General features: G+C 48.0%; 18 protein-coding genes and 1 tRNA gene. 10 read left to right on the top strand and 9 right to left on the bottom strand.

Annotated elements, in window-relative coordinates; genetic code table 11:
- Window positions 1-285: 285 nt before the first annotated feature.
- The 4 genes from NG833_RS10480 to NG833_RS10465 all read right to left on the bottom strand — a co-directional run bounded on the left by NG833_RS10480 (window position 286) and on the right by NG833_RS10465 (window position 5,226).
- Window positions 286-1,926: an HD family phosphohydrolase gene (locus NG833_RS10480; protein ID WP_254565251.1), complete on the bottom strand. Its 1,641-nt coding sequence runs from the start codon at window positions 1,924-1,926 to the stop codon at window positions 286-288.
- A gap of 947 nt (window positions 1,927-2,873) precedes the next feature.
- Window positions 2,874-3,155, bottom strand: a complete 282-nt coding sequence (locus tag NG833_RS10475; protein WP_254565234.1) for a 4a-hydroxytetrahydrobiopterin dehydratase — start codon at window positions 3,153-3,155, stop codon at window positions 2,874-2,876.
- Window positions 3,156-3,789: 634 nt separating this feature from the next.
- Window positions 3,790-4,848, bottom strand: a complete 1,059-nt coding sequence (gene psbD, locus NG833_RS10470; protein WP_254565233.1) for a photosystem II D2 protein (photosystem q(a) protein) — start codon at window positions 4,846-4,848, stop codon at window positions 3,790-3,792.
- A gap of 165 nt (window positions 4,849-5,013) precedes the next feature.
- Window positions 5,014-5,226: a hypothetical protein gene (locus NG833_RS10465; protein WP_254565232.1), complete on the bottom strand. Its 213-nt coding sequence runs from the start codon at window positions 5,224-5,226 to the stop codon at window positions 5,014-5,016.
- A 452-nt stretch (window positions 5,227-5,678) separates the two neighbouring features.
- Between NG833_RS10465 and NG833_RS10460 the strand changes: the two genes are divergently transcribed.
- The 5 genes from NG833_RS10460 to NG833_RS10440 all read left to right on the top strand — a co-directional run bounded on the left by NG833_RS10460 (window position 5,679) and on the right by NG833_RS10440 (window position 8,913).
- Complete coding sequence (locus NG833_RS10460; protein WP_254565231.1) at window positions 5,679-5,957, top strand: hypothetical protein; 279 nt, start codon at window positions 5,679-5,681, stop codon at window positions 5,955-5,957.
- A complete protein-coding gene (locus NG833_RS10455) occupies window positions 5,954-6,652 on the top strand; it encodes an energy-coupling factor ABC transporter ATP-binding protein (RefSeq protein WP_254565230.1) in 699 nt (232 codons plus the stop codon). Before NG833_RS10460 ends, NG833_RS10455 begins: the two co-directional genes overlap by 4 nt.
- A 191-nt stretch (window positions 6,653-6,843) precedes the next feature.
- On the top strand, window positions 6,844-7,389 hold the full coding sequence (locus tag NG833_RS10450; protein ID WP_254565229.1) for an NYN domain-containing protein: 546 nt from the start codon (window positions 6,844-6,846) through the stop codon (window positions 7,387-7,389).
- Between the two features lie 170 nt (window positions 7,390-7,559).
- A tRNA-Asn gene (locus tag NG833_RS10445) sits at window positions 7,560-7,631 on the top strand.
- Between the two features lie 85 nt (window positions 7,632-7,716).
- A complete protein-coding gene (locus NG833_RS10440) occupies window positions 7,717-8,913 on the top strand; it encodes an aminotransferase class V-fold PLP-dependent enzyme (RefSeq protein ID WP_375293899.1) in 1,197 nt (398 codons plus the stop codon).
- 550 nt (window positions 8,914-9,463) lie between these two features.
- Here the strand turns inward: NG833_RS10440 and NG833_RS10435 are convergent.
- The 3 genes from NG833_RS10435 to NG833_RS10425 all read right to left on the bottom strand — a co-directional run bounded on the left by NG833_RS10435 (window position 9,464) and on the right by NG833_RS10425 (window position 14,370).
- Window positions 9,464-10,414 (bottom strand): phytanoyl-CoA dioxygenase family protein, encoded by a 951-nt coding sequence (locus NG833_RS10435; RefSeq protein WP_254565228.1) that lies wholly within the window; start codon window positions 10,412-10,414, stop codon window positions 9,464-9,466.
- A gap of 737 nt (window positions 10,415-11,151) precedes the next feature.
- Window positions 11,152-12,903: a 2-succinyl-5-enolpyruvyl-6-hydroxy-3-cyclohexene-1-carboxylic-acid synthase gene (gene menD, locus NG833_RS10430; protein WP_254565227.1), complete on the bottom strand. Its 1,752-nt coding sequence runs from the start codon at window positions 12,901-12,903 to the stop codon at window positions 11,152-11,154.
- Between the two features lie 42 nt (window positions 12,904-12,945).
- Window positions 12,946-14,370, bottom strand: coding sequence for an isochorismate synthase MenF (locus NG833_RS10425; RefSeq protein ID WP_254565226.1), 1,425 nt, complete (start codon window positions 14,368-14,370; stop codon window positions 12,946-12,948).
- 197 nt (window positions 14,371-14,567) lie between these two features.
- Here NG833_RS10425 and NG833_RS10420 point away from each other — a divergent pair, with 197 nt between their 5' ends.
- The 5 genes from NG833_RS10420 to NG833_RS10400 all read left to right on the top strand — a co-directional run bounded on the left by NG833_RS10420 (window position 14,568) and on the right by NG833_RS10400 (window position 20,545).
- Window positions 14,568-15,935, top strand: coding sequence for a cytochrome P450 (locus tag NG833_RS10420; RefSeq protein ID WP_254565225.1), 1,368 nt, complete (start codon window positions 14,568-14,570; stop codon window positions 15,933-15,935).
- A 331-nt stretch (window positions 15,936-16,266) separates the two neighbouring features.
- Complete coding sequence (gene menA / locus NG833_RS10415) at window positions 16,267-17,163, top strand: 2-carboxy-1,4-naphthoquinone phytyltransferase (RefSeq protein WP_254565224.1); 897 nt, start codon at window positions 16,267-16,269, stop codon at window positions 17,161-17,163.
- A gap of 34 nt (window positions 17,164-17,197) precedes the next feature.
- Window positions 17,198-18,034, top strand: coding sequence for a 2-succinyl-6-hydroxy-2,4-cyclohexadiene-1-carboxylate synthase (gene menH / locus NG833_RS10410; protein ID WP_254565223.1), 837 nt, complete (start codon window positions 17,198-17,200; stop codon window positions 18,032-18,034).
- A gap of 100 nt (window positions 18,035-18,134) precedes the next feature.
- Complete coding sequence (locus tag NG833_RS10405) at window positions 18,135-19,121, top strand: o-succinylbenzoate synthase (protein ID WP_254565222.1); 987 nt, start codon at window positions 18,135-18,137, stop codon at window positions 19,119-19,121.
- On the top strand, window positions 19,115-20,545 hold the full coding sequence (locus NG833_RS10400; protein ID WP_254565221.1) for a 2-succinylbenzoate--CoA ligase: 1,431 nt from the start codon (window positions 19,115-19,117) through the stop codon (window positions 20,543-20,545). The genes NG833_RS10405 and NG833_RS10400 overlap by 7 nt, the downstream gene beginning before the upstream one ends.
- A gap of 85 nt (window positions 20,546-20,630) precedes the next feature.
- Here the strand turns inward: NG833_RS10400 and NG833_RS10395 are convergent, their stop codons facing one another.
- A complete protein-coding gene (locus NG833_RS10395; protein WP_254565220.1) occupies window positions 20,631-20,969 on the bottom strand; it encodes a hypothetical protein in 339 nt (112 codons plus the stop codon).
- A gap of 159 nt (window positions 20,970-21,128) precedes the next feature.
- Complete coding sequence (locus tag NG833_RS10390) at window positions 21,129-21,545, bottom strand: thioesterase family protein (protein WP_254565249.1); 417 nt, start codon at window positions 21,543-21,545, stop codon at window positions 21,129-21,131.
- Window positions 21,546-21,568: the final 23 nt, after the last annotated feature.

Here is a 21,568-nt window from a genome sequence, read left to right as displayed (position 1 = left end):
AACAGATTTACTTCGATTGGAACCGGATATTTGCAAGTCTTTGTTGTTTCTTGCGACCGATGGTAACCCTTGAACGGTTCAGTTCTATGGTGTTTTTTTTCTACTTCAAGGGCAAATAAACCCTATTTTTACTGAAAATTTTCGGTTCAGGGCCAGCCAATGCTCGATCTGAGGCAATAGGCTCCCAGGGATGACTGAAATTAAGATTTTGGAGTTCCCCGATCGCCTGAATCAAGAGGTTTTAAGAAAGCTGAAGAGCCATTAGCTGTGATGGGATCGGGGTGATTAAGCGCTTTCGAGGGTGACGACCTCTGGAGAGTGGCCCAGGACTGAAAAAACTTGACGATGCTCGAATAACTCCAACAGGTCCGCGTTGATTTTGTTATGAATGGCTTCTTCCCGGAGAATTCTGAGGGCCGCTTCTACAGGCAATCCTCTCTTGTAGGGGCGATCGCCTGCGGTGAGCGCATCATAAATATCAGCAATGGTCATAATCTGGGCCTGGATCGGAATTTCATCTCCTTTCAATCCCCTTGGGTAGCCGGAGCCATCTATCTTTTCATGATGGCCGAAAGCGATCTTCGGCACATCTTTGAGATCCCGGGTCCAGGGAATGCGCTTCAAAAACTCATAGGTATGAGTCACATGATATTCAATAGACAAGCGTTCTTCTGGGGTCAGATTCCCCTTCGGGATCAACAGTTGAGTAATTTCATCAGGATCGATCAAGGGCTTCAATTGACCATCCACATCTCGATAGATCTGTTGAGACAGTTCTCGGAGGCGCGCCAGGGGTTCTTCCGCGAGAATACGCGGTTCGTTGGCCTCTAACAAGAGTTTCCAGTAACTATTCAGTTGCTCTATCTTCTCTTGGAGTTGACGGTCTAATTCCTGCAACTCCTGACAATGAGAACAGGCGTTTTCGGGGTGGCGAGGAAGGTGCGAGGGATGCTCAATCAAATACCTAAACTTATTTTGAGCGCATTCCATTTCCATCGTTCGCTCCGCTAAGGCAAAGCGATGGCGGATCACCTCTAGTTGTGATGGATAGAGCTTTTTCTGCTTCACTAAAATCGCTTCAGGGACGCCAACTTTGCCAAAATCATGCAACAACGCTGCATAGCGGACTTCTTGGATTTGACGAACGCTAAACTTGACATCTCGCATGGGTCCAGTTGTCACCGTATTGGCCTCTTGACTGAGGCGAACGGTCAGTTCGGCTACCCGCTCAGAATGTCCAAAGGTACAGGGATCCCGTGCTTCAATGACCTGCACCGATGCGGTTACAAAACCCTCGAACAGATGTTCAATACTTTCTTGCAGATGATTTCGTTCAATGGAGATCGCAGCTTGGGATGCCAAACTTCTGACGATGCGCTCTTCCCATTCTGAGTAAGACTGCGTGACTTCGGTCACGTTTTCTGGAGTGACGACCACATCGGCCTGAGTCTTACGATTAATCAGTTGGAGTACGCCGATCATTTCCCCCTGACGGTTTTGCATAGGCAGCACCAGGACCGAACGAGTCGAGTAGTCCAGATCTCGATCGACACTGCGCTCTAGCTGATAAGGGACTGTGGGTGGCAAGGCGTAGGCATCGGCGAGATTTAGGCTTTCTCCAGTAAGGGCGACATAACCGGCCAAACTTTTAGGCGTTAGGGGTATGGCGAATTCCTGAAATGAAACTTGAGGCAGAGAATCGTTCTGTGCTACCTTAAACAACAACTTTGGGACTTCTTCATCGGTGTGATCGACCAGGTAAACGCTCCCTGCATCGCTACAGGTCAGTTCTCGGCTCTTTGTTAAAATTAGGCTCAACAACTCTCCCAAGTCATAGGTACTCGAAAGCGCTGCGCCAATATCTAATAGCTCTTCGACTAATTCCGCTCTCGTTACATATTCGTTGCTTAATTCCGGGGTATGCAATACCCCAAGGGAGTGATGCTTTACTGTCGGATCGCTGTTCACAGCTTTACCTGAATTCACCTGAAAGTACCGGATGCCTGGAAGCCCTAGCTCTTTAAACCAGGGAGGAAAGGCGGCGCTATTCCATTTATTCTCCGTCAATCTTATTCGGCGATCGAGAGGCCCTTAACAATAACGGTCTACCTGTGGAAACAATTTCAATCATGTGAGACTCCTGCGTTAACTCTAAGGCTTTATCGCCGTAGCCCGGTTAAACAAGCACGATTTGAATGGTTAACTCTACCTAACAGCCCATGAGTGACAGGCCAGGACAATCAGATTTCCCTATCATAAAGTAACCGCAATTGCAATCCCCCGGGTATTGGTATTTGTCTTCAGCCTTTAGAGGCACTTTGACAAAGCTTTGTCAATTGGCCTTAAAGAATATCAGCCTATTCAAACCCGAGACTATCAAGAAGGGACTGCTGGACTAAGGTTCCAGACTTGGTGGAGTGGGGTCCCGTACATTCAGGAGATCCAGATGGGAGAATCAATCCCATTTCCCATAAGCTTCCAACCCATTCAATGGCGATCGCTGTTGACCTTGATCGGGGGTTAGCACCTAGAGTTCGAGGTTATAGGTCAGCCGGTTACTTGGGGAAACTCCCAAAAAAAGGACCCTCTTTTTGGAGGGGGGACCGCTCCTGGTTTTGCCAGAAACATTTTCCCTGAGTTGAGACCTTCCTTTTGATTGTTTCAAATTCATGTCTCCTAAATGATGGACCTATTTTGGCTCCCAAAGCAAGGCCCTACGGAGTCGAAAGTCCCATCAATTCGTTCCTCCTACTTAGAACAACTCCAGAGTGCGCTGATGCTACATCTGTAGTTTACTGATTGGCACAGTTTATCACAAAAATTTTGTTAGGAGAATTTAATCCGTCTCCACCCACTCTGTCAGGGAGGGTAACTCATTTCAACTCGGAGATAGTCTGGGCCATCTGAAAGTCTTTTTCGGTTAAGCCCCCAGCATCATGAGTCGTTAAGCTAATGGTGACTTTATTATAAGAAATTTCCAGGTCTGGGTGATGTCCGGCGGTTTCGGCGGGGTCAACTAATTGATTGACAAAGGCGATCGCCTCGATAAAATCTTTGAATTTTCTTTCACACTGCAAGATTTTTCCCTCTCGGGTCCATCCCCCAAGTTGAATCAACCGATCCTGAATTTCTGTTTCTGTTAACAACTGAGCCATCTGATTCTCCCTGTTGACTTCAATAATTCAATCATAAGAGGGTTAAGCGAATTTTTTCCCGGACTCGGGTTTGCGCTCCCCCCAGTATTTTTCTCTATAAATTGCCGAAAAGATTTAACACGGGCTTAAAAAAAACTATCCGCTCTCACCGGGTGCGCTTAGTTTTCACTATGACGCTGAGGGTGAAAGCGGTCTAGTTGGTCTTCAGATTGGAATCTGACTGCCGGGAGGAACTCCCAACCAGCCTAGTTCTCAAGGATTTTCTTTAATCCCAAAGGGACTAAAGCGAGTTGTTAGAGAACAGCCCCGGCCCACAGCCGATTTACTCCAATCTGATGACCCATGCGTTTACTACTATCTGGCATAGGCATCACCTCCTGTTTACCCTAAGCGGGTTTTATTTCTATAAGCTTTATGTCACCTAGCATAACACAGGAAATTGAAAATTTCCCAACCCTGCTGTTTTTTATCTGGCTAATTTTTTTCCGCAAGTGTGGGGCGTCCAAACTCGGCGGAAACGCCTGGATGAAGAAGTCCAGGGGAAGTGACCCCTGCTTTTTAACACAAAACCCCTACCATTCGGTAGGGGTTTTGACTAAATCAACCTAAAAACTCGGGTGAGTTCAGGAAATTTCTACAGAGCGTTACCGCGAGGTAGAACTTCTTCAGGGAACTCGAAGTTTTCGTGAGGCTGGTCAACCGGAGCCATCCAAGCCCGAATCCCTTCGTTCAGAAGAATATTCTTCGTGTAGAAGGTTTCAAATTCAGGGTCTTCCGCAGCCCGCAGTTCTTGAGACACGAAGTCATAAGCACGCAGGTTTAAACCTAAGCCAACGACCCCGATCGCGCTCATCCACAAGCCAGTTACTGGTACGAACAACATAAAGAAGTGTAACCAGCGCTTGTTGGAGAAAGCGACCCCAAAAATTTGGGACCAGAAACGGTTAGCGGTCACCATCGAGTAGGTTTCTTCCGCCTGAGTGGGTTCAAAGGCGCGGAAGGTGTTGGAACCTTCACCATCTTCAAACAAGGTGTTTTCCACGGTGGCTCCATGAATGGCGCACAGCAGTGCACCGCCCAGGATACCGGCCACTCCCATCATGTGGAAGGGGTTGAGGGTCCAGTTATGGAACCCTTGGAAGAAAAGTAGGAATCGGAAAATTGCTGCGACGCCAAAGCTAGGAGCAAAGAACCAGCCTGATTGACCCAAGGGGTACATCAAGAACACGCTGACGAACACCGCAATGGGTCCGGTAAAGGCGAGTCCGTTGTAAGGACGAATCCCTAGCAGGCGGGCAATTTCCAACTGACGCAGGCAGAAGCCAATCAGACCAAAGGCCCCATGCAGGGCGACGAAGGTCCAGAGACCGCCGAGTTGACACCACCGGGTGAAGTCTCCTTGGGCTTCAGGACCCCAGAGGAACAGGAGGGAATGTCCCAGACTGTTCGGGGGAGTTGAAACGGCTACGGTGAGGAAGTTGCAACCTTCTAAATAGGAGGAAGCTAATCCGTGGGTGTACCAAGAGGTGACGAAGGTGGTGCCGGTCAGCCAGCCTCCCACTGCGAGGTAGGCGCAGGGGAAGAGTAATAGGCCAGACCAACCGATAAAGACGAAGCGATCGCGTTTTAGCCAGTCGTCGAGGACGTCAAACCATCCTCGCTCTGCCTGTGCGCGTCCGACTGCAATCGTCATAACGCAAAATCTCCAAATAAATATGACTACGCTTAACTCTTTCTGAGCGTTTTCACCCAAGGGTTCTGCCTGCTATAGCAGAAAATGGGCGATTGCAGCTCAAGAGTTTACGTTTCTTTACTATGTTTCTCATTATAGGGGGAAACCTGAAAAATTTTAAACCCCCTAATCTAAAAATTTTCTGAAAACTGAGTGAAGGGCAGTGGCGGTGGGGGTGGGACTGCCCGAAAATTTGTCTCGATTGGGGGATGGTTTCGAGGAAATCGATGCCTCGGGTTGAGGGGTGGGGAGGGCCACAGGGAGCAGAAAACGGGTCGGGAGTCGGAGTGCGATCGCCTCTAAGGGAACTCCAAAAAATAAAATGTCCAAAAAACCCACAGGCTGAAGCCTGGGGCTACACGGACGAAGCCCGCCTGCGCGGGCTAAGGGGATTGCAAAATATAAATCCTCCAAACGTTCATGTAGGGGCGCAAGCATTGCGCCCCTACATTGACGGGGCTACTCTGTTGATCTACGAACGAAGGTTTTGGAGATTTTATTTTTTGGAGTTCCCTAAATAGAGTCTTGTTAGGTGCGATCGCATCAAAGCAAGGAGGATTTATTTGTTGGAATACCCTAATACCAAATCCGGGTATGAAAAGTCGTTTTTATGGAGTAGCCTGCGTAGGCAGGCTTTGTCCGCAAACGCCCCAGCCTTGAGCCTGCGGGTTTTTATAGACCTTGACAACCGGATTCCGTATAAATCGGGGTGGTTCATTTCCAGACATCCCCGGAATGCTGAGATTTTGGGATACTAGAAAGGTGCGGTCCAATGAACTTTGCCACAAATCATGTTTACGATTGACTTAACCCTGAAAAACACTCCTTTACCTCTATCGGTACAACGGAAGACCCTAGAAGATGCCCAGGCCCTCTACCAGGAGGTAGTGGGATCGATGCGCTCAGGGAGTTCTGAGATTTTGGAACTCACCTGCGAGAAGATGCCTGAGAAAAAAATCGCCGTCTTTATTAATCAGATCTCAGCGGTGCAAATCTCTGAAAAGTCTGGGGCAGCAGCGGCAGGCAAAGCGCCTGGATTTGCCTCTTTGGTGGAATCCCTGAGTCAATGAACCCCCAGTCTCCTAGTGACGATCGCCCGAATGCGATCGTCGTGCAGGACCTCTGCTTTAACTGGCCCTCGGGAGCAGAGGTGTTAAAATCCTGCTCCTTGGCCGTTCCCCAGGGCGAATTTTGGATGCTCTTGGGGACTAATGGCAGTGGAAAATCCACGTTACTCCGGCTACTGGCGGGTTTGCTTACCCCTAAAGACGGTCAAATTGCCATTTCTCGTCCGGTGGGGTTTGTATTCCAAAACCCAGATCATCAGTTAGTGATGCCGACTGTCGGTGCCGATGTCGCGTTTGGATTAGTGGAGGAAAATCTCACCCTGGCTCAAACTCGGCATCGGGTGGAAGAGGCCCTAACAGCGGTCAACTTACTCGCCCTGCAACGCCGTCCGATCTATGCTCTGAGTGGAGGTCAAAAGCAGCGGGTTGCCATTGCCGGGGCGATCGCCCGCCATTGCGAGGTTCTGTTATTAGATGAGCCCACCGCTTTACTGGACCCCGACAGTCAGTTAGACTTGGTAGCTCAAGTCCAGCGGTTGGTGAAAAGCCGAGGTTTAACGGCACTCTGGGTCACCCATCGTTTTGAGGAATTAGCCTATTGCGATGGGGCTTTCCTACTGGAGCGGGGGCGGATGGTCGATTCGGGAAATCCGCAGCCCCTGATCCAACGATTGATGGAATCTGAGGATTTAGAGTGATTCCCAGGGCTGCGACTGCTATTTGCTGTAGTCGCGGCCCTTTCACCTTTATAAAGATATCGTTATGCTTGGCGGAAGTTTAGTTTAGAATTTTTAAACTAAATTTAAGTTTTTATTATCATAAAAAATGATATAATGCAAAGCGCCTAGTCTGATTCTGAGTAAATTGTAAACAAATGTAAATAAAAGCCATGCCACGCTCCTCAGCGCGACCTTTATTGCTCGTGGATGGATACAACATCATAGGACTATGGTCGAAGCTCAAAACCAAGCGAGACTTTGACGGGTTAGAAGCCTCCCGCCGAGAACTAATCGAGTCGCTGATCAACTACAGCGCCTTTGAAGGATTAGACACGCTGGTAGTTTTTGATGCTCATTCTCGCCATGAGCCGAGCTACACCGAAGTCATCTCGAAAAGTTTATCCGTCTGCTACACCGATTTTGGGCAAACCGCAGACACCTATATTGAAAAAATCTGTGCCACCTTTCGACGAAACTTGGGAAACCTGAATCGCCGCTTAATTGTGGCGACTTCAGACCGAGCTCAACAGCAAACGGTTTTAGGATATGGGGCCGAATGGATGTCAGCGCCACAGTTTGCCCAAGCGATCGAAGCGACGGAACGCCGCTGCCGGAGTAAACAGAAAACCCGCAACAAGCCCTCTAGTCGGTTTTTGGTTTCGGGACTGGATGCGGAAGCCCAACAGCGACTCGCTCAGTTGCGACGGGGTTTGTAGGACAGTCAAAACCCTTGATTTTTCTGAGTGTCAGGCGATCGCCACCTATCCCTCCTGTGAAGCAATCCGAGCCTTCAAAAAAAAATTCAAAAATTTTTTGAAAAAGGGGTTGCCAAAACCAGAAAGGTATGTGTATTATTAATAACGGTGAGCCAAGCAACCCGAAACGTTCCTCGGTAGCTCAGTGGTAGAGCGGTCGGCTGTTAACCGATTGGTCGTAGGTTCGAATCCTACCCGGGGAGTTGATTAATTTTAGACTTTGGATTGAAGAGATTAGATTGAATTTCAATCTAGTCTTTTCATGTTCAAGGTTTAAAAATAGACAAGATGATGTTAAACAACACGGATTTAGAAGGGCAGAGACCGTCCGAATTTTCCGCTTATTGGTCCCTCGACCCGCAAATTACTTTTTTAAATCACGGTTCTTTTGGGGCCTGTCCCTTCCCGGTGTTAAAAGCCCAGGAACAGGTGAGGCAGAAGCTAGAACAGGAACCTGTGCGGTTTTTCGTGCGCGAATTTGAGCCGCTTTTGGATCAAGCGCGGGACCAGTTAGCCCAATTTGTTGGGGTGGATGGACGGGACTTGGTATTTGTGCCCAATGCCACCACGGGGGTCAATTCTGTACTGCGATCGCTGCGGTTTAACCCCGGAGACGAGTTACTCACCACGGACCATGAGTACAACGCCAGTCGCAACGCCTTAGAATTCGTCGCCGATCGCGCTGATGCCAGAATTGTCGTCGCCCCAGTTCCCTTCCCCATCGCCTCCAAGCAGGAGATTGTCGATGCAGTGATGGCAAGGGTCAGCGAAAAAACCAAACTCGTTCTCTTAGACCATATTAGTAGCCAAACCGGATTAATTTTTCCCCTTGAGGAAATCATTCAGCAGCTTTCCCAATTTGGGATCGAGACTCTGATTGATGGCGCACACGCACCCGGGATGCTACCCCTAAATTTATCAGAAATTGGGGCGACCTACTATAGCGGCAACTGTCATAAATGGTTATCTGCACCAAAAGGGGCGGCTTTTTTGTACGTTAAAAGCAGCCGTCAGCAGCAAATTCGACCCCTGACCATCAGTCATGGGGCCAATTCCCCTCGGACCGATAAATCTCGCTTCCAACTGGAATTTGATTGGATGGGAACCGGGGACCCCTCGGCTTATTTATCGGTCCCTGCGGCGATTCAGTTTATGGGGTCCCTCCTGCCTGGGGGGTGGCCCGAATTAATGTCAAGAAACCATCAGCTTGTTTTGTCCGCAAGGCAGATGCTTTGCCAAATCCTGGGAGTGGAAATCCCGGCCCCCTCAGAAATGATTGGATCAATGGCTTGTATTCCAATTCCTGATGGATCCGTTGACGAATTACATGATCAACTGTTCGATCGCCATCAGATTGAAGTGCAGGTGATGCCTTGGCCGAAATCTCCCCAACGGGTCATCCGCATTTCGGCTCAGATTTACAATAATTTTGAGCAGTATCAACAGTTGGCGGCAGTGTTGGAGCAGATGCTGGCTATCTCATAGGACAACATTTTTAGTGCAGGACTTCCGCAATATTTGCGGTCAAATCCTAAATGTAGGGTTGATTCGCGAATCAACCCTACCGTTAAAAGACAGGATTAGATCAGGGTACAAGCAACAACCTACGGGGGTTTAAATCCTAGCCCTGTCAAGGTGGTGAATTTGATGACGAAAAATTGTTATTTCTTGGACAGGCGCTTCTCGAAGCGCCCCTACAAGAGGTGAATTTGATGACGAAAAATTGTTATTTCTTGGACAGGCGCTTCTCGAAGCGCCCCTACAAGAGGTGAATTTGATGACGAAAAATCGTTATTTCTTGTTGGAGTAAATGCTTGCGCCCCAAGGGCGCTTCGAGAAGCGCCCCTACAGATGAATACACCTTGATACCAAATCCGGTTGGTCAAAGTCGGTTTTCGCTTTTAGCCCGCGCAGGCACCGCTTCGTCCGCAAGTGCCCCACCCTTTCCTAGCGGAACGCTGCGCGAACAGGGTGCGGGTTTTTACAGACCTTGAGCAACCGGATTCCGTATGACAGGGCTAGGGTTTAAATCCCCTTAATTTGTTTTAATAATTGCCTGATAGTTTTCCAGAAAGGTTAATAAGGGTTGGGCTTCGGGAGATTCTTTGAGGCTCAGATAAGAGTAGCGATATAACCCCCGACAAATTAACCCTAGCCGGGTTTTGAAATCTAGGGTTGAAGGGATATCGATGAGAATATCTTCAACCGGAGGAATATCCCCCCGTTGACAATACGCGGCTAAACTGATGCGCGGAAATTTGGCCCGTTTGCTACTGCGACTTCCCCAGTGAAATACATATTGATCCCAACAAGAAAGCGTTCCGGCTGCTGTCGGTAAAGCTCTGATATCTTCTAAGTTAAATTCAGTGGCTCCTGTTTGGAGATTGGTAATCGCTTCTCGATATTGAGGGTCTCGGTTGGCGGGGAGGATGTACATACAGGAATTGAGTGGATTTGCCTCGGTAATCGCGATCCAAATGGTGAGTACCGTTGGCATTCCGGTGGAGTCTATGGTGTTTTCATATTCCGCATCTCGATGGGGTTCAAATCCTTTCCCACTGTCTTCCGGATCAATGTAGTAAATCCAAAAATTGGGGACAAGTTTATACCCAGGTCCTAGCATTTCGGACAGAATTGCTTCAAAGTTACCCAAAACTTGATAAAAGACATCGTACACTAGGGCAAACATGGCTGGAAAACCGGCTTGTTTGACGGTTTCAATACAAGTCTTCATTTCCGCAAGGGTGGCCGGGGGGATGAGGGGTTCGGTTTGAAAATAGCCATCCTCTCGGAGTTGGGAGGCCAATTCCTCAAGTTGTTGTGGACTGACTTGCGGGGGTGAAGTCGGGCTATCAAAAGGTTGCTTGGAAATCCTTGAATTGGGATTCAGGTTTTGCCAATAGCGAATATCTTCGGCTTGCGGAAGCAGGGAAATTAAGGGGTCGAGGGCAATCGACTTTCTTAAAACTTGCAAGTCTTGGTTCATGTGATGGGGTTTGGATAATAAGATATTGGCAGAATCTTAGGCTAAGAATCTGGGGATGGAGGATTGCAGTTTAGTTGGTGACGATCTTACCCTATCACCATCACCCTATCAATGAGAATTGATGTAAAAGTTTCGTTAAGGGAAGTCCAAAAAATAAAATATCCAAAAAACCCGCAGGCTGAAGCCTGGGGCTACACGGACAAAGCCCGCCTGCGCGGGCTAACACAGTCTTGTTAGGTGCTTAACCATCGGGATTTGGATGATTTATTTGTTGGAACACCCTAAGGGAAGTCCAAAAAATAAAATATCCAAAAAACCCGCACCCTAAAGGGTGGGGCTATACGAACGTTAGCGAAGCCATGCCCCTTGGGCTATAGCCCGCCTGCGCGGGCTAATATAGAGTCTTGTTAGGTGCGATCGCATCAAAGCAAGGATGATTTATTTGTTGGAATACCCTAAGAAATAGGAGGGTTATCTTGGGGTGACGATCGCCGGTTTATGACTGACCGAACTTGAATTAATCGGCGGCAAACTGTTGAAATTGGTCTTGTCGCCATTGGACATCGAGGTGGCGATCGCTTTTTACCTCTTGGATTTGAATTCTGGACTGGCGAGAAAGCGAATCGCGGCTACATTTAATCGGGTATTGAGGTGGCGATCGCTTTTTACCTCTTGGATTTGAATTCTGGACTGGCGAGAAAGCGAATCGCCTCTACATTTAATCCGGTATCCGGTTTTTACAGACTTTCTTCGGCAAACTGTTGAAACTGGTCTTGTCGCCATTTGACATCGAGATGGCGATCGCTTTTTACCTCTAGGACTCGAATACCCGAACTTGGTAATGGATTTAACAGGAATTGTAATTGCTGCCAATCGTTAATCATCTGATGTTCGATATCATAGGCTGCACATAATCGGGCAAAAGTGATGTTTTGCGGGGTAGCAAAAAACTCGGTGAAGGGCGGGTCAAATTTGGCAATGGGTAACATTTCAAAAATGCCGCCGCCGTTATTGTTGATTAAAATTATTGTTAAATGACCTTGAAAATATTGGCGGATTAACCAGCCATTGGTGTCATGTAAAAGGGCTAAATCTCCCGTTAACATGACGCTACTTTGATGGCGATGGGCGATGCCTAATCCGGTGGATAATGTTCCGTCAATGCCGTTTGCGCCTCGGTTGACGAAGGGTTGGATATGGCGGTTCCCCGGTTTCCAGAAATATTCGATATCTCGGACGGGCATACTATTGGCGATAAATAGGGGAGTTTCTGGAGGTAAATGTTGAGAAATCAGCCATGCAACTTTGGGTTCAATCAGGTCAGGAATGGATGAAAGGGTGGTATCAATTTTCTCTCTAGTTTGGCGTTCAGCGTCACACCACTGTTGTAGATAGGCGGTGGGGGAAGGAGTGGTTTCAAGCGGGGGTAACGTGGCGGCAAGGGAGTTAATTGCCATTCGTAAGGGAATCGTGCGGCCATGTAGGGGGTCGAGGTTGCGATCGCTCTCGGTCACCAAAAAGGTTAGAGGTTGGCTGTTTTCTAACCAACTGCGAAGGGTTTTGCTGGTTGGTAATTCCCCAATTTGAATCGCAATTTTTGGGGTGAGTTTCTCAGCATTTATGGGATTTCTGAGGATAAAATCATAGGTAGAAATTAAATAGGGATTGAGGTCGGCATAATTGCGGAGGGGGGATAATCCTTCGGCAAGAACCGGCCAATTTAAGGTTTTAGAAAGATGGGCGATCGCCTGACAATAGTCTCTGGGATTTTGGGGTTGGGCGACTCCGGCAATAATGATTCCCTGTTGGCAGTTTTGCCACTGTTGGAGAGGGGATGGGGGGGATGGGGGAGATGGGGGGGATGGGGGAGATGGGGGGAGATGGCTAAAGAATTCTTCGGGTTGGAAGGTTGCTGCTAAATGGGTGGCTTTGGGTTCTGGTAAAGGGGCTAATGGATCGCGAAAAGGGAGATTCAAATGGACGGGACCGGGGACGGAAAATAAGGTTTTTTCCCAAGCGTGAATCAGGGTTTGGCGGAGATAGCTGAGTTGTTTTAGTTCTAAAGATGGCGTAGCTAATTCCGTTTGCCAATTGGGATAATGTCCATACAGTTTAATTTGGTCAATGGTTTGACCGGAATGGCAATCTCGCAGTTCTAGGGGTCGGTCTGCGGTTAAAATTAATAAGGGTACTCGGCTTTCTTTGGCTTCAATAATCGCCGGATAAAAATTTGCCCCAGCGGTTCCCGAAGTACAAACTAAGACAACGGGTTTGCCGGTTTGTTTGGCTTTTCCTAATGCAAAAAAACTGGCCGATCGCTCATCTAAAATTGGGATAGCTTCGACCTCGGGATGGCTGGCAAAGGCAACGGTTAACGGGGTGGAACGGGAACCGGGACAAATCACTGCGGTGGTTAATCCCAGGCGTTGGAATGTCTCGACTAAAATAGAAGCCCAAACGGTGTTAGTATTGCGGAAATCTATTGGCATTCTTAAGGGAAAAAGGAATCCTAATGGTCCCGGTAATTGAGGTTAAACTAAGGCTTTTAACAGGGTTTTTAGTTTGAGTTGCACTTCGGCTAATTCTTTGTCTGGGTCGGACCCGGCGACAATTCCAGCCCCCGCATACAATCGGGCCCGATCGCCTTCAATTAAAGCGGACCGAATGCCCACAATAAATTCACAGTTCCCATAGCCATCAATCCAGCCTAATGGGGCCGCATATAAGCCGCGATCGAAGGCTTCATAACGGCGAATTTCTTGACAAGCCGTATCCCGGGGAACCCCAGCTACTGCGGGAGTGGGATGGAGGTCCGCTAAAATGTCTAAGGGATGAATTCCCGGAGGTAAAGGGGCTTGAATTGGGGTCCAGAGATGTTGAATATTGGACAATTGTAATAACAACAATTGCGGGGGGACGTTGGGAGTTAGCCCTAAACGGGTGAGGCGATCGCAGATAAAATCAATCACCACTCGATGTTCATGAATTTCTTTCTCGCTGGATAACAGCAGTTTGGCTAATTCTGCATCTTCTCCGGATGTTTTACCTCGCGGGGCAGACCCGGCTAAAGCATCAGTGGTTAATTGATGATTATAAATCGCCAGCAAGCGTTCGGGACTGGCCCCAATAAAATTAGTCCCGCCGCCGTTTCCCGTGGCAAAGGTGTAGCAATCGGGGTAAAGTCGGCGTAAATTATTCAGGGATTTGATTAAGTTGATGGGGAGGGGAAAGTTTAAATCAATGGCATCAGCTAAAACGATTTTATTTAAAGTTTTGTTGTTAATCCTGTTCAGGGCAGAATAAACAGATTTTCTAAAATTAGCCGTGGGTTTAAAATCGTGACTTTGGAAAGATTGGTTGGGAAAATTTACCGGGTCTAACCAGCGAGAATTGGCCCAGCGAATTTGGGTGAGTTTATTACATAAATCTTGATGTAAGGCTTTAATATTATCCCGGGGGGATAAGGAAAAATTGGCGACGAACACCGAACGGTTGCGACATCGGGCGACTTGCCACCGGGGTAATAACACCGTGGCGCAAGGAAAGGCCGATTCTGGGGGGCGCAGGTCGTCAAAAAAGGTAAAGTTACAAAAAAAGTGGGGTCCGGCAAACGGCAGGTCCGTGGCCCCGGTGGTAATGGTATTCGCCAGACAGGATTGGATAAAGGTTTGCGCTTTGCCAAATCTTGCGGAACCCGAGGGGACATGAAAGGTGATTGCCGCCCCGATCGCCGCGATCGCTTCCCCTTTATTGCCATTTTCAAAATAAAAATGTGGGTCCTCGGGTTGGGCGATCGCCTGCAATACCGCTAGGGGGTCCAGGGGGGGAAGTTCCAAGGAGAGGGTGGCAATCTGGGGGCATTCTTTCTCAACGGATACCTGCTGACAAGCGACAAGGAACTGATAAAGATCCTTGCGGTCTGGCTTCATATTGGTATCAGACGGTACAACTAGCATGGAGGAAAGGATGGCTTCTTGGGCTGGTTGGGGGAAATAGTCCCCGGTTTACAGAGGGTACCCTCAAAAGTACCTCCTATCTATCTAACCATCGCACGGTTCCCACGGACACGCGCACTGGATGGGGACATCTACCCGGTAAAATAGATCCCGCATTCTCAGCATTGTATGTCACTGAGGGATTCACAGGGGGTTCGATGAAGTTGCCAGCAGGCCCTAGGGCACCATTTTTTCTGCAATCGCTACAAATGATTGCCAATCCAGTCGCCTATCTGGACCGGAATGCCAATCGCTATGGTGACCCTTTCACCCTACATTTATTGGGGGGAAACTCTCCCCCGGTGGTGTTTTTGAGTCATCCTGATGGGATTCAACAGATTTTTACCTCGGCAGCAGGGGCGTTTGAGTTAGGCAAAATCACCGACCCCTTTCGCCCCCTTACTGGGTCCCAATCCCTGATTATGCAAGATGGGGCCAAGCATCAAGGGACGCGCCAGCTTTTGATGCCGCCTTTACATGGGGAACGGTTGCAAGGGTATGGCAATCAGATTTGTGATATTACTGCAGAGGCGATCGCCCATTGGCAACCGGGTTCTAATCTGAATTTGCGTCAGGCCCTGTCGTCGATTTCTCTCAAAACGATTTTGCGGGTGGTGTTTGGCATGAACCCTGGGGAACGTGCCCACCAACTCGAACTCCTGATTGAACCGTTTTTGGAGTCGGTGAATTCTACCCTGAACTCGGTGCAATTTTTTTGGAATCCGTTACAGCAAGATTTAGGTCCCTGGAGTCCTTGGGGGAAATTTCTGCGCCAACAGCAGCAAATTGACGAGTTAATTTATGCCGAAATTCGCGATCGCCGGGGTCAAACCGATGGCAATGATGTCCTCTCCATGATGATGTCGGCGCAAGATCAGGCGGGAGAGGGAATGGGGGAGGCGGAATTGCGCGATCAGTTGATTACTCTGCTGTTGTTGGGTCATGATACGACCGCATCGGCCCTGACTTGGGCATTTTATTGGATTCATCAGGACTCCGAGGTGCGATCGCAGTTGGTAGAAGAACTGGATAGTCTGGGGAGTCACCCCAACCCGATGGCAGTGGCGCAATTGCCGTTTCTGCAAGCAGTTTGTCAAGAGGCCCTGCGTCTGTATCCGATCGCCTTAATTTCTCAACCCCGGGTGGTGAAGGAATCGGTGGAAATTCAGGGGTATGAATTTGCACCAGGGACCGTCTTGGTTCCTTGCATTTATTTAGCCCATCGGCGTCCGGAGGTGTATCCAGAACCGTTGGCATTTAAGCCGCAGCGGTTTTGCCAGCGCAAGTTTTCACCTTATGAATATTTTCCCTTTGGCGGGGGGAGTCGCAGTTGTATTGGTATGGCCCTAGCCATGTATGAGATGAAGTTGGTCCTGGCAACGGTCCTCTCCCGCTATGAATTGGCCCTCTGCGATCGGGGTCCGATTCGTCCTCACCGTCGGGGGATTACCTTTGTCCCCTCGGCTAATTTTCAACTGATGGTGAAACAGAGGCGATCGGCTGTTTTATCCGCAGCGATGCGGTAGGACCCAATCCGGTAGTTATCGTAAAAACCCACACCCTCAAGGGTGGGGCTATACGGACGAAGCCTGCCTACGCAGGCTATAAGAGAGAAAACAGACATGATCCCAAATCGGGTTGTTAAAAGTCCATTTCCTGGATGAGCCCGCGCAGGCGGGCTTCGTTTGTGTAGCCCCACCCTTGAGGGTGTGGGTTTTTACAGACCTTTGACAACCGGATTCCGTATGAGACCACCGGATTGCGTATTAATTCTTAATTTTTATTTCATCCTCTGAGACTTTTCTATCCGCCATCGTAAAATGATGGGGCTGGTTGGAAGAATAATAGGAATAATCAATGACAACTCAGACCATTCAGCCCTCGAATTACAAGTTATGGTTAGCTGCTATTAAACCTCCCATGTATAGTGTGGCAATTATGCCAATTTGGGTGGGAACTGCGGTGGCTTTGTATGAGCATCATTCCCTGAACTGGTCGATATTTTCTACCTTTATAAGTTCGGCCATTTTAATCTTGGCCTGGGAAAATATTAGCAATGATGTGTTTGATTCAGATACGGGGATTGACAAAAAAAAGCATCATTCTTTAGTTAATTTAACCGGGAATAAATCTTTGATTTTTTGGTCGGGAAACTTGTGTTTAGCCCTGGGTATTTTAGGGATTGGGGCAATTTGTTGGTGGCAACAAGATTTAACCGTCTTGGGATTAATTTTGGTTTGTTGTTTCTTGGGTTATATGTATCAGGGTCCCCCATTTCGACTGGGTTATCAAGGATTGGGGGAATTTCTCTGCTTTTTTGCCTTTGGTCCTTTGGGGGTTTCGGCAGCTTATTATAGTCAAACCCAGAGTTGGTCCAGTCTGAGTTTATTGGCTTCAATTGTGGTGGGAATTGCGACCACTTTGGTGTTATTCTGTTCCCATTTTCACCAAGTTGAGGACGATTTAGCTGCCGGGAAGCGATCGCCTTTGGTTCGCATGGGGACTCACCGAGGTGCTCAACTCTTACCCTGGTTTTGTGGGAGTATTTTCGCAATTACAGGGCTGTTGGTGGCGATGGGTAGCTTCCCGGTTTGGACGTTACTCAGTTTTGCTGGGTTGCCTGCGAGTCTGAAACTCTGCCGTCATGTTGGCACTTATCATGACAGTCCGGAAAAAGTGAGTAACTGCAAATTTATTGCGATCGCTGTTCATTTTTGGAGTGGGTTGTTATTAGGGCTGGGATTTATTCTATAAGGAGGTTTCCCGGCTATCAAATTTTTGAATAGGGATGGGGGACGGTTTTGCCGTTCCCTTTATTGCGATAAAAATGTCCAGTTTGTATGATTTTCATTCTAAAATTTTCGGAAATACTCAAAACCCTTTAATTCTCTTTTTACATGGCTTTATGGGGAGGGGTGATAACTTTTTTGAAGTGATTGAGAAATTATCCGATAAATTTTGCTGTGTGACGGTGGATTTGCCGGGACATGGTAAAACTCAGGTTTTGGGGGGAGAGGAATGTTATCAAATGTCTCATACTGCCCAAGGGTTAATTGAGTTATTAGATGAGTTAGGAATTTTCCGGTGTTATTTACTGGGATATTCGATGGGAGGGCGATTAGCATTATATTTAACTTTACATTTCCCGGAACGCTTTGAAAAAGTTATTTTAGAATCCGCTTCACCGGGTTTGGAGTCTGCTGAGGCGCGATCGCAACGTCGTCATCGGGATGAAATTCTCGCCCAACAGTTGGAAACAGGCGATTTTTCCTCATTTTTAAGCCAGTGGTATCAGCAACCCTTGTTTGATTCAGTTCGCCATCATCCTGCCTTCGATCGCCTCTTCCAGAATCGCTTACAAAATCAGCCTAAAACCTTAGCTACTTCCCTGCGACAGATGGGAAGCGGCAGTCAAGCCTCCCTCTGGGCACTGCTACCCTCTCATCCGGTTCCCCTGCTGTTACTGGTGGGAGAATGGGATCGTAAATTTCAGGAAATTAATCACAAAATTACCCAAGTCTGTCCCGTTGCCCAACTGGAAATTATCCCCGATAGTGGGCATACGATCCATTGGGAAAATCCCTCTACCTATCTCAAATCAGTGATAAAATTTTTCTCAAGTTAGGGTGATCGCCCCTTCATGAGGAGGGGTTCGGTGAAACGGATGGGATGGCTGTCCCCCACTGGCTGATAATTTCCTCCCTCTTTCATGGCAACCGCATTATATGAATTATAAATTCGAGTTTCGTCCCTATCAACGTAAGTTTAAACGCCCTCTGCAAACCAGTCACGGGACTTGGGAAATTCGGGAGGGAATTATTCTGCGCCTAACTACGGATAATGGAAAGATCGGGTTTGGTGAAATTGCACCCATCGGCTGGTTTGGTTCGGAAACGTTCTTAGAAGCTTTAAACTATTGTCGTAACCTGCCGGATGTGATTAGCGATCGCACGATTTTTTCGATTCCCCCTAACTTACCCGCTTGTCAATTTGGCTTAGAATCAGCCTGGGAATCGGCTACGTTAAAAACTCAGTTCAAATCGGCATTTTCGGAAGACAAAACTCCCGCCTCAAAATCAAACCATAGCGGATTATTACCCGGGGGAGAAGGGGCTTTACTCGGGCGGCAAATCCTCTGGATGCAAGGATATCGGACTTTTAAATGGAAGATTGGTGTTTTGCCATTCCAGCGGGAAGTCCGGATTTTGCAGGAACTGGTTCTCGCCTTGCAGCAAGGGACTGGCGATCGCCCGGGTTCCCTCCGCATTGATGCCAATGGGGGACTGAGTTTGGCGGAAGCTGAAGCATGGCTGCAAATTTGTGATGAACTTGGGGGAATCATTGAATATCTGGAACAACCCCTGCCGGTGACGGAGTTGGAGGCGATGGTGGAATTGGGAATGCGCTTTTCAACGGCGATCGCCTTAGATGAATCCGTCGCTACTTTGTCGCAAATGCAATCCGTCTATCGCCAAGGTTGGCGGGGAATTTATGTGATTAAACCCTGTATCGCAGGTTCTCCCTCTGAATTGCGTCAATTTTGCAATCTAAATAAAATTGATGCGGTTTTCTCTTCGGTGTTTGAGACAGACATTGGAAGAAAAACCGCTTTAAAATTGGCTGGAGAAATTCACCCTAAAAGCCATCGCGCCTTCGGGTTTGGGGTGGACCACTTATTGGAATCCGAGAAGGGTTTAGAACTCTTATGGTAGAGTTTTTTGGGGAAACATTCCCCCAATTCACGCCTAGGAATGTCCGAACCCAGCCTCCCAACCGGGGTTGGCAAAAATCGGATTTGATAGCCTGGATGGAGGCCAAAACCGGGAGTTTAGGGACAACTGCCTTGCAGTTTTTTTCCCAGTTAACCCAGCATAAAACTCCCCCTACTCTGTTACTGGCAGAACGCGATCCGATAAGATTTTTAGGGGGTTTTATTGCAGCAGTTGCCGCCGATTGTCCCTTGTTTTTAGGCAATCCCAACTGGGTGGATAGCGAATGGCACTCAGCAATCCAACAGATTCAACCGGACCGAATATGGCATCAGGGACAGGACTTTCCCGGAAAGGCTTGTCAAACTCCACGGGATACTCCTCCCTCGGGAATTATGATTCCCACGGGGGGTTCCTCCGGTCAACTGCGCTTTGCCATTCATACTTGGGAAACCTTAATGGCATCGGTGGCTGGATTTACCGAGTATTTCCAACTCCCTGCGGTTAATTCCTGCTGTGTGTTACCTCTATTTCATGTCAGCGGTTTGATGCAATTTCTCCGGTCTTTTACCACCGGGGGAACGTTTGTCAATGTTTCTTCTTATCAAACAATTGTAGAGCAAACGGCTGCCAAAATCAACCCGGAAGAGTTTTTTATTTCTCTCGTTCCCACTCAATTAAATCGACTCCTAGAAACTCCGGAATCCGCTGATTATTTAGCCCGATTTCAAACGGTTTTATTAGGGGGTGCACCGGCATGGCCGGAATTATTGCAACGGGCGAGAGAATACCAGATTTCTCTCTCTCCCACCTACGGCATGACGGAAACTGCTTCTCAAATTGTCACCCTCAAACCGGCAGATTTTCTAGCAGGTAATCAGAGTTCTGGGCGACTGTTGCCTCATGCCCAAATTATAATTACAAATCCCGAAGGGGAAGCGTTAGAAGTTGGTAAAACTGGGATGATTACTATCCAAGCGGATTCTCTGGCTAAGGGGTATTATCCTGGGGAAAAATTAGCCTCATTTTCATCGGATTTAAACTCGTTTCAATCCGATGATTTGGGGTTTATCGATGCAGGGGGGTATTTAACCGTGGTGGGACGCCACAGCGATAAAATTATTAGTGGGGGTGAAAATATTTATCCGGCAGAAGTGGAGGCGGCCATTCTCGGGACAGGTTTGGTGGAAGATGTCTGTGCGATCGCCGTACCGGATCGGGATTGGGGTCAAGTGGTGACAGCGGTTTACGTTCCCAAGGGCGGAGTCCAAGCAGAGGCGATCGCCTCGTTACTCTCGGATACTTTATCACCCTTTAAGCGTCCAAAATATTGGGTACAAATAGACAGGTTACCTCGGAACAATCGCGGAAAAATCTCCCGCAGTCTCGTTCAAGAAATGGTCTTAATTCAACTCAAACCTCAATAGACACCGGAACCGGAAACCCATTTCAAACTCCATATTCGGGTTTCTCAAAGAGATTTAATGGTCACTTGAATCATATAGAATTGCCTTAACCTTCCCGCATCAAATGGGGAAATTCCATGTGATAGACCTGTTCCCACAGATATTTCACATAAGACTGATTGGAGGGGACAATTCTGCGATCGTAGGCCAAATCTGCTGCCGCCCGGTCTAAAATTCGCACATCAATCGGATTGAGTCGTTGCCGTCTTTTACTCGAACTGAGTAACCAGACAATTTGAAACATCGTTTCCGGGGCAGCAGTGGTGTTCGGATTTGACCAGGCCCTTGCTAAAGGTTGACTCTCGTTAGTTTCATTAATGCGATCGGTCCGGTCCCAATAGCCTAATTGCCGAATCTGTTCGTAAAGTTCCTGTTCTAGTTTCATTATTGATTGCTAAGTGTTCTACAAGGAAAGTCAGGAAAGTATCGTGGGCGCTCTGTCGAGTCCACGGTGTTCTTATTGAGATATAGTTATAATATTAAACTTTGATTAAAACAGTATTAAGATTTACAAATTTTTGTAAAATTTTTAAAATTTTCCCCCTCAGTCGGACCAACTCTCGATCCAGTGAATCATTTCGGGAGTCAGGGGCTGGCGGGTTCGGGGTTGGGGATCAATGGAAACGTGCTCAGTTCGCGCTTTTGCCAGGGGGCGTTCTGTAGGCATTGAGGTAGCCCGGATTAAGTAGGTAATTTCAAAGCGATCGCCAGTAAGGGATCGCGGAGTCAGGGCGATCGCCACTTCGTCGCCACAAAACAGGGGCCGAAAAAAGTCAATGCTGGCATGAACAATCGGAATCGCCACCCTGGGGTTATTAAAAAAAGTTTGCAACTCTATTCCCGTAGCTGCCAGGGATGCCTCATAGGCTTCATGGCAGATGGAAAGCAGATTGGCAAAATAGACGACCCCAGCAGCATCGGTATCTGCAAAGCGAATTGTGCGAGAGTAGGAAAAGGGCATAGGCTGTTTTAATTTCAAGTTTG

Origin of the sequence: Oscillatoria sp. HE19RPO (assembly GCF_024220515.1) — a bacterium.
In the GTDB taxonomy this organism is placed as follows: domain Bacteria; phylum Cyanobacteriota; class Cyanobacteriia; order Cyanobacteriales; family Laspinemataceae; genus Laspinema.
Note: the sequence above shows the minus strand (reverse complement) of the source record. Positions and strands in the feature narration are given on the sequence as shown.

Bases quoted from the DNA above. Each gene is read 5' to 3' on its own strand.
- menA (WP_254565224.1), top strand. From the start codon at position 16,267: ATGACAACTCAGACCATTCAGCCCTCGAATTACAAGTTATGGTTAGCT.
- NG833_RS10475 (WP_254565234.1), bottom strand. From the start codon at position 3,155: ATGGCTCAGTTGTTAACAGAAACAGAAATTCAGGATCGGTTGATTCAA.
- NG833_RS10400 (WP_254565221.1), top strand. From the start codon at position 19,115: ATGGTAGAGTTTTTTGGGGAAACATTCCCCCAATTCACGCCTAGGAAT.
- NG833_RS10395 (WP_254565220.1), bottom strand. From the start codon at position 20,969: ATGAAACTAGAACAGGAACTTTACGAACAGATTCGGCAATTAGGCTAT.
- NG833_RS10440 (WP_375293899.1), top strand. From the start codon at position 7,717: ATGATGTTAAACAACACGGATTTAGAAGGGCAGAGACCGTCCGAATTT.
- NG833_RS10460 (WP_254565231.1), top strand. From the start codon at position 5,679: ATGTTTACGATTGACTTAACCCTGAAAAACACTCCTTTACCTCTATCG.
- NG833_RS10435 (WP_254565228.1), bottom strand. From the start codon at position 10,414: ATGAACCAAGACTTGCAAGTTTTAAGAAAGTCGATTGCCCTCGACCCC.
- NG833_RS10425 (WP_254565226.1), bottom strand. From the start codon at position 14,370: ATGCTAGTTGTACCGTCTGATACCAATATGAAGCCAGACCGCAAGGAT.
- NG833_RS10420 (WP_254565225.1), top strand. From the start codon at position 14,568: ATGAAGTTGCCAGCAGGCCCTAGGGCACCATTTTTTCTGCAATCGCTA.
- NG833_RS10450 (WP_254565229.1), top strand. From the start codon at position 6,844: ATGCCACGCTCCTCAGCGCGACCTTTATTGCTCGTGGATGGATACAAC.
- menH (WP_254565223.1), top strand. From the start codon at position 17,198: ATGGGGGACGGTTTTGCCGTTCCCTTTATTGCGATAAAAATGTCCAGT.
- psbD (WP_254565233.1), bottom strand. From the start codon at position 4,848: ATGACGATTGCAGTCGGACGCGCACAGGCAGAGCGAGGATGGTTTGAC.
- NG833_RS10455 (WP_254565230.1), top strand. From the start codon at position 5,954: ATGAACCCCCAGTCTCCTAGTGACGATCGCCCGAATGCGATCGTCGTG.
- NG833_RS10390 (WP_254565249.1), bottom strand. From the start codon at position 21,545: ATGCCCTTTTCCTACTCTCGCACAATTCGCTTTGCAGATACCGATGCT.
- menD (WP_254565227.1), bottom strand. From the start codon at position 12,903: ATGCCAATAGATTTCCGCAATACTAACACCGTTTGGGCTTCTATTTTA.
- NG833_RS10405 (WP_254565222.1), top strand. From the start codon at position 18,135: ATGAATTATAAATTCGAGTTTCGTCCCTATCAACGTAAGTTTAAACGC.